General features: G+C 45.5%; 7 protein-coding genes and 1 pseudogene. 2 read left to right on the top strand and 6 right to left on the bottom strand.

What is annotated here, in order from left to right:
• A partial coding sequence (locus tag AC4E7D_RS06470) for an alpha-hydroxy acid oxidase (RefSeq protein ID WP_490172994.1) occupies positions 1-640 on the top strand: 640 nt, incomplete at its 5' end.
• A gap of 391 nt (positions 641-1031) precedes the next feature.
• Here the strand turns inward: AC4E7D_RS06470 and AC4E7D_RS06465 are convergent.
• From AC4E7D_RS06465 to AC4E7D_RS06440, 6 genes are all read right to left on the bottom strand, one after another.
• Positions 1032-1688, bottom strand: coding sequence for a hypothetical protein (locus tag AC4E7D_RS06465; protein WP_490172993.1), 657 nt, complete (start codon positions 1686-1688; stop codon positions 1032-1034).
• 203 nt (positions 1689-1891) lie between these two features.
• Entirely contained in the window at positions 1892-2437 is a 546-nt protein-coding gene (locus AC4E7D_RS06460) for a VanZ family protein (protein ID WP_490172992.1), read from the bottom strand.
• Positions 2438-2478: 41 nt separating this feature from the next.
• Positions 2479-3039 carry a hypothetical protein gene (locus AC4E7D_RS06455; RefSeq protein ID WP_490172991.1) on the bottom strand — a complete coding sequence of 187 codons (561 nt, stop codon included), beginning with the start codon at positions 3037-3039 and terminating at the stop codon, positions 2479-2481.
• Between the two features lie 45 nt (positions 3040-3084).
• On the bottom strand, positions 3085-3366 hold the full coding sequence (locus AC4E7D_RS06450; protein WP_490172990.1) for a hypothetical protein: 282 nt from the start codon (positions 3364-3366) through the stop codon (positions 3085-3087).
• Positions 3363-3659, bottom strand: coding sequence for a winged helix-turn-helix domain-containing protein (locus AC4E7D_RS06445; protein ID WP_490172989.1), 297 nt, complete (start codon positions 3657-3659; stop codon positions 3363-3365). Before AC4E7D_RS06445 ends, AC4E7D_RS06450 begins: the two co-directional genes overlap by 4 nt.
• On the bottom strand, positions 3656-4270 hold the full coding sequence (locus tag AC4E7D_RS06440) for a hypothetical protein (protein WP_490172988.1): 615 nt from the start codon (positions 4268-4270) through the stop codon (positions 3656-3658). Before AC4E7D_RS06440 ends, AC4E7D_RS06445 begins: the two co-directional genes overlap by 4 nt.
• 195 nt (positions 4271-4465) lie before the next feature.
• Here AC4E7D_RS06440 and AC4E7D_RS06435 point away from each other — a divergent pair.
• A pseudogene (locus AC4E7D_RS06435) lies at positions 4466-5290 on the top strand (hypothetical protein); the annotation flags it as partial.

The raw sequence follows: 5290 nt of genomic DNA, 5'->3' as shown, positions 1-5290 counted from the left end.
AGAAATACGAAATGGCCTTTCCATGCCCCCCAAGATGACACGTAAGAATCTTTTACAAATGTTGTCTAAACCCCGTTGGCTTGGCGCGATGATGGCTGCAGGAACGCCCAAATTTGCTAACCTGTTGCCCTATATTCCCGGCAACCTTAGTTTAAAACAGCTGGGGGAGTTTATGGACCAGACCTTTGACAAGCGCTTGAATGTTGATAAAATAGGTCCTATTCGCGAACGATGGAAAGGGAAACTGGTCCTTAAAGGCGTAGCATCAGCCACTGATATGGAAAAAGCCATACAACTGGGTATAGACGGAGTGGTCATCTCCAACCACGGGGGCCGGCAACTAGATGCCGGGGAATCCACAATTGCGAGCGTACAGCGCCTGGCCCCGATCTATCAGGATCGCATGCTTATTATGATGGATGGCGGCCTGCGGTCAGGGCCCGATATCACTCGTGCCATGGCTTCCGGGGCGCGTTTTACCTTTATGGGGCGACCCTTTATGTATGGCGTAGGGGCCTTGGGCAAGGCAGGTGGTCATCATACCATCGCACTGCTGAAAACACAATTACAACAGATAATGGAACAATTGGGGTGTACATCCCCAGATGCGCTTCCTGCACACCTCTTATCAAAGTCCTGAAATAAGGGTAAAGGCTAGAAGATAGATCCGGTATTCCACATGTATAACCAAGCTACGAAGGCTATACCTAAACAAATCAGGAACCGTCCAATCTCAATAAGGTTAATTTTTAATTTCATAATTCGGGGGTTTATTTAAGGCACAAGGTATGCCTGGACTGATTTCAGGCGTAATTTTTTAGACCAAGTGGGAGAATGGCCAGATTTTTGGAAGGCAGGGTACCGCAGGTCGAAGAAAGGGGTGCTTAAACGAGTACATCCCCTCTTGCGGGTAGGGGATGTACGCCTTGTTTTTTTGGATAAATGGGAAAAAAATTAGTTCCTGTAAGCTAATCCATGACTTTCAGGACTAAGTCAGCTAGGGATCCTAAAAAAGTAAATAGAATTCCATTTTACTGTGAATCCTCCGTCTCATGTGCACCCCGGCAATTTTTATTTAAGGTGACCTTCAGGCGGTCCACCTCTGTAGCTCCTTGGGGTATTTCCTGTAGTTCCAGCCCGGGGTACTGGAGGGCGGCTTTCCAATCCGCAATGGTGGTACTGAAAAATTGGGAGGCAGTGGCATCGGTTTCGTAGACGATAACCTCGAATTCTTCATCCTTATCCCCGCCGAATCGTGTAATCACCTGCCATTCCCCGTCCCTTTTGTAGGAGGTGTTGGTATGGTCGGATTGCGGATAATAGCGGTCATCAGAAGGCCTCAATACTACCCAGATGTCTTTGTCATGCGTTTCCGGATATACCCCCATGGTCAGGATACGGCAATTTACAGAATCCCCTTCAACAGGCGATAGTACCTGCACGGCGTTCACGGGGTAAGTGATCTGCTTTACATTACCCACCTGGGCCTGTTCCAATTGGCCGGGTAAATTGACAGTACCATAGGAGAAGCCCCCGTAAATAATCAGAAGAACACCGATTATACCCAGAGGAACTTTGAGTTTGGGGTTTACCAGGCCAAGGGGTTTTCCTTTAAACTTAATGCTGTCTCCGAATGCGAGCAACAGGAGGATGGCGCCCACAATGATAATGATAAGTTCTGCAGACATCTTATATACTTTTATAGTTTTCAGAATTCTTTCAGGAGGGCTTATCTCCCCTTCTTCCCACACCTAGTACCTCCAATTCAGGGGACGTGCTAAACGACATCCTGTGACACTCTAAGGTACGAAGAAGCGGGGAATTTATTAAATATTTGTTTCAGAATTACGACGGTTCTTAACGCTGCTAAAGGGGTTTTACTGGTATGTATTTACTTTAGCTTTCTTCTCACCCAATGAAGAATCAGGCTTCCGGCAACGGCCATAAAGGCGGCCAGCATATTGAAGAGGATGTCTTCAGGATCAAAAACCCTTTGGGGTATGAAGATTTGAATCCCCTCATCAAGTATTCCAAGCAAAGAAGTTATCAGGAAAGCCAGTATTCCCACGGTTAAAAAAGACCTTTCAACACCTAACCGTTCAGACAATGCCTTATAGATAAAAATAGCCAGGATACCGTATTCCATTAGGTGGCTGCGTTCTGCCGCACCCAGCCTGAAGATAAGCATCACCCCTATGGTCGCTAATCCCAGCCAGAGTACCAGTTCTGTGCTTTTAGGTTTAAATTTTAAGCCAAAAACAATAATGGTAATGCCGGTCAACAGCATGCCAATTAGAAAAAGCACTACTTGCACATCCTGTCCCCACAGCCATTTTTGAAAAGGTGTTCCCAACACTATCGTAACGAGAATGACGAGATATATGATAGAGGCATATAGCCAATACCGTTTTTCAGCAACAGTTTTAAAGGTGAGCACGCAATAATGGGTTCAGGTTCTCACCTACAAGGTAATCAATATTAGACGGTACCTTCCTGAGAGGAGCTGGCCTGCCTGAATAACAGGGCAGAAATAAGAAACAACAGGGCAAAGAATGCGCTTAAAAGGAACACTCCGGGTACACCGGGGGACCAGGAAGTCACTGGTGGGGGCCAGATAAAATATGCGGCCACCGGTACGAGCATTTGAACAAGGGCGGCAGCAAACAAGGTGCGTGACATTCCAATGGCCTTGAAACGGGCGAAAAGCGAACCGATCAAACCCACGACAAAAACCGCGCCGTACAACAGGTTGGCCGGCTGATCTTCGGACCCGATGATCCCTACCGCCCCGTTTACCCAAAAGAGAAGGAAGGCCCCTAATAATCCTACTCCGAAAGCAGTGCGATAAACAGCTTTCCTGGAACGGCGTGCAATAAGTTCATACAAGAGTCCTATAGTGCATAGTGCGGCACCCATGATTACAAAGTCTGATAGTTCCCAGTTCACCTCATTTGTGAACCGCATGGCGGCCAGGGGGATCAACAGCAGGATCCCAATGGCAATTGCCCATATTCCCAGTCTTTTTGTTGTGTTTTTCATGATGACTATATTTTAGTGTTGACAGTTCCTTTTGTTCTTATGCCATTAATGCCCCAGATAGCCCTCAAAGCGTTCCATCAATTCCCCAACCGCAAGGGTAGCCCACAGGATAAAAACAGCAAACAGGAGTTTCAGGATCCTGGGGATGCCAATTCCCATTTTTTCAGTTGCCTTTCTCACAAGAGGTGGAATATAGAACAGGGAAAGCAGCAGATAAAAGATTGCAGGGATAGGGTGGATGTAGATCGCGTTTAGAATGCCCAGGAGCAGGAACAGCAGGGCGATCCCCCAGAATACAACATCCCATGTTTTGCTTTTGGTTTTCATGGCTTTTTTAGTAATTGCTCAATGGCGTTTATATGTTTCCGGAATGCGGTAATACCAGTCTCTGTGGCGAAGTATTTGGTATTGGGTTTTCGGTTTAAAAATTCCTTTTGTACCCGGATATATTGATTTTTTTCCAACTGTTTTAAATGACTTGCCAGATTGCCGTCGGTTACTCCAAGGAGTTCCTTCAGGGTGACAAAATCCATATGGGTATTGACGACAAGTGCCGACATAATGCCCAGTCGGACTTTATTTTCAAAGGCCCTATCAAAATCCTTGAGCAGGTTTTTCACGACTTGTATTTAAGGTTCATGAAAATTCCATACAGGATATGGACCAAACCAAATCCGATGGCCCAGAAGAAGAGGGCAAATTCGATGAAGATTACGCTCGTCATACCCAGGATCAACTGCACACCTCCTAGCATTCTAACTTCCTGCAGGGTGTATTTGCTTGCGTTTACCAGGGCCAAACCATAGAAGACAAGGCACAGGCAAACGGCCAATGCGGCAAGTCCTTTGATAAGCAGGATCAGGCATATGATGCCTCCACTGACCAGTGGGATTAGCAAATTCGTGAGCAGTCGTTTGGCCTGCTGGTCCCATACTTTATCTTGTTTTTTCTTCCCGGCCTGTTGTGTGAAATAAAAGGTACTGCCCATTGCCAATATAAGCGTTCCAAGGGCCAGGAGTAACAGGATCCTCAATTGCTGATCGGGCAAATGCACCGGCTGATAGCTGAAATATTCAGGCTGAACAAACACATGTTGCCCTGCCAGGTAGGCAGCGACAATACCGAGTATACCTGCAGATATCCCCGATAATCCACTGAGGGATAAGAACCTGCTGGATCGGTTCATGATCTCCCGGATTTCCCTGAGATCCTCTTCGTATTTTTCTTTCATGTCAAAGTACTTTGTAATACAAAGTTAATAAAAAAATGCTTCCCATTTTAAGGATTGTAGTTGTATTAATGGTTGTACGGCGAAAGCTGCCGTGGGACAGGTACTTCCATATTGATGGATTTTTGAATGTTTTATGCGATATTGTAACCGAAAGAATAACCTATCCATTATTCAATCGACGTAATATTCAAGAGCATGAATAGATTAATTGTTTTGTTAATGCTATTTGGGAGCATCCTATCCTCCTATGCCTTTAGTACAAATCAATTACTGAAACCACTAGCAATTGATACCACCGAAGCAAAAGAAAGCCAAATAGAGACGGATCCTATGGGAAGGTCAACTCCAAAGGGGACGGTCAGAGGGTTTTTTAAAGCATTGGCTGGGGAAGATCAATTCCGGGCCACACAATATATGGACCTCTCTGCCTTTGCTGAAAAAGATATAGAAACCAAAGCGATATCCGTGGTCAGGCGACTGGAACTGGCTTTGGATCGCAGCGGGCAGATGTTACCCATAAATTTAATAAGCGCTAATGCGGAGGGAAACCTGAATGATGGCCTGGATCCGGCATTTGAAGAAGTGGGTACTATTGTCTTGCAGGATAATGAAATCCCGCTCTTACTGGAACGTATAACTAATGAGGAGAATAAAAAGCTGTGGTTGTTTTCATGGAAAACTCTGGCGGTGATCACAGATGAGAAATATGCAAATGACAAGGTATTTTTAGAAAGACCTCCTTCCGATAGTATATTTTCTTCCAGGTGGCAGGGAGCTCTTATTACGGACTGGATAGCCAACATTTTCCTCGCATTGGGTTCTTATTTAGTAGCGTGGGTGTTTACCCTATTGCTCAGTTGGTTCGTTCGTTTATCCTGGAAAAATTTTACTAAGGGGAAACATGGCAGGATTCTTAAAACCCTATTGATACCCTTGCGCCTGGTTTTCGCTGTGTTCATATTACTTTTCCTCTCCAGGTCATTGGGAATAGCGATCGTTGTCCGGCAGGCTTTTTCGGTG

Source organism: Lentiprolixibacter sp. (assembly GCF_982873095.1).
This window is presented reverse-complemented; position numbering and strand designations above follow the sequence as displayed.

Bases quoted from the DNA above. Each gene is read 5' to 3' on its own strand.
- AC4E7D_RS06455 (WP_490172991.1), bottom strand. From the start codon at position 3,039: ATGAAAAACACAACAAAAAGACTGGGAATATGGGCAATTGCCATTGGG.
- AC4E7D_RS06465 (WP_490172993.1), bottom strand. From the start codon at position 1,688: ATGTCTGCAGAACTTATCATTATCATTGTGGGCGCCATCCTCCTGTTG.
- AC4E7D_RS06450 (WP_490172990.1), bottom strand. From the start codon at position 3,366: ATGAAAACCAAAAGCAAAACATGGGATGTTGTATTCTGGGGGATCGCC.
- AC4E7D_RS06440 (WP_490172988.1), bottom strand. From the start codon at position 4,270: ATGAAAGAAAAATACGAAGAGGATCTCAGGGAAATCCGGGAGATCATG.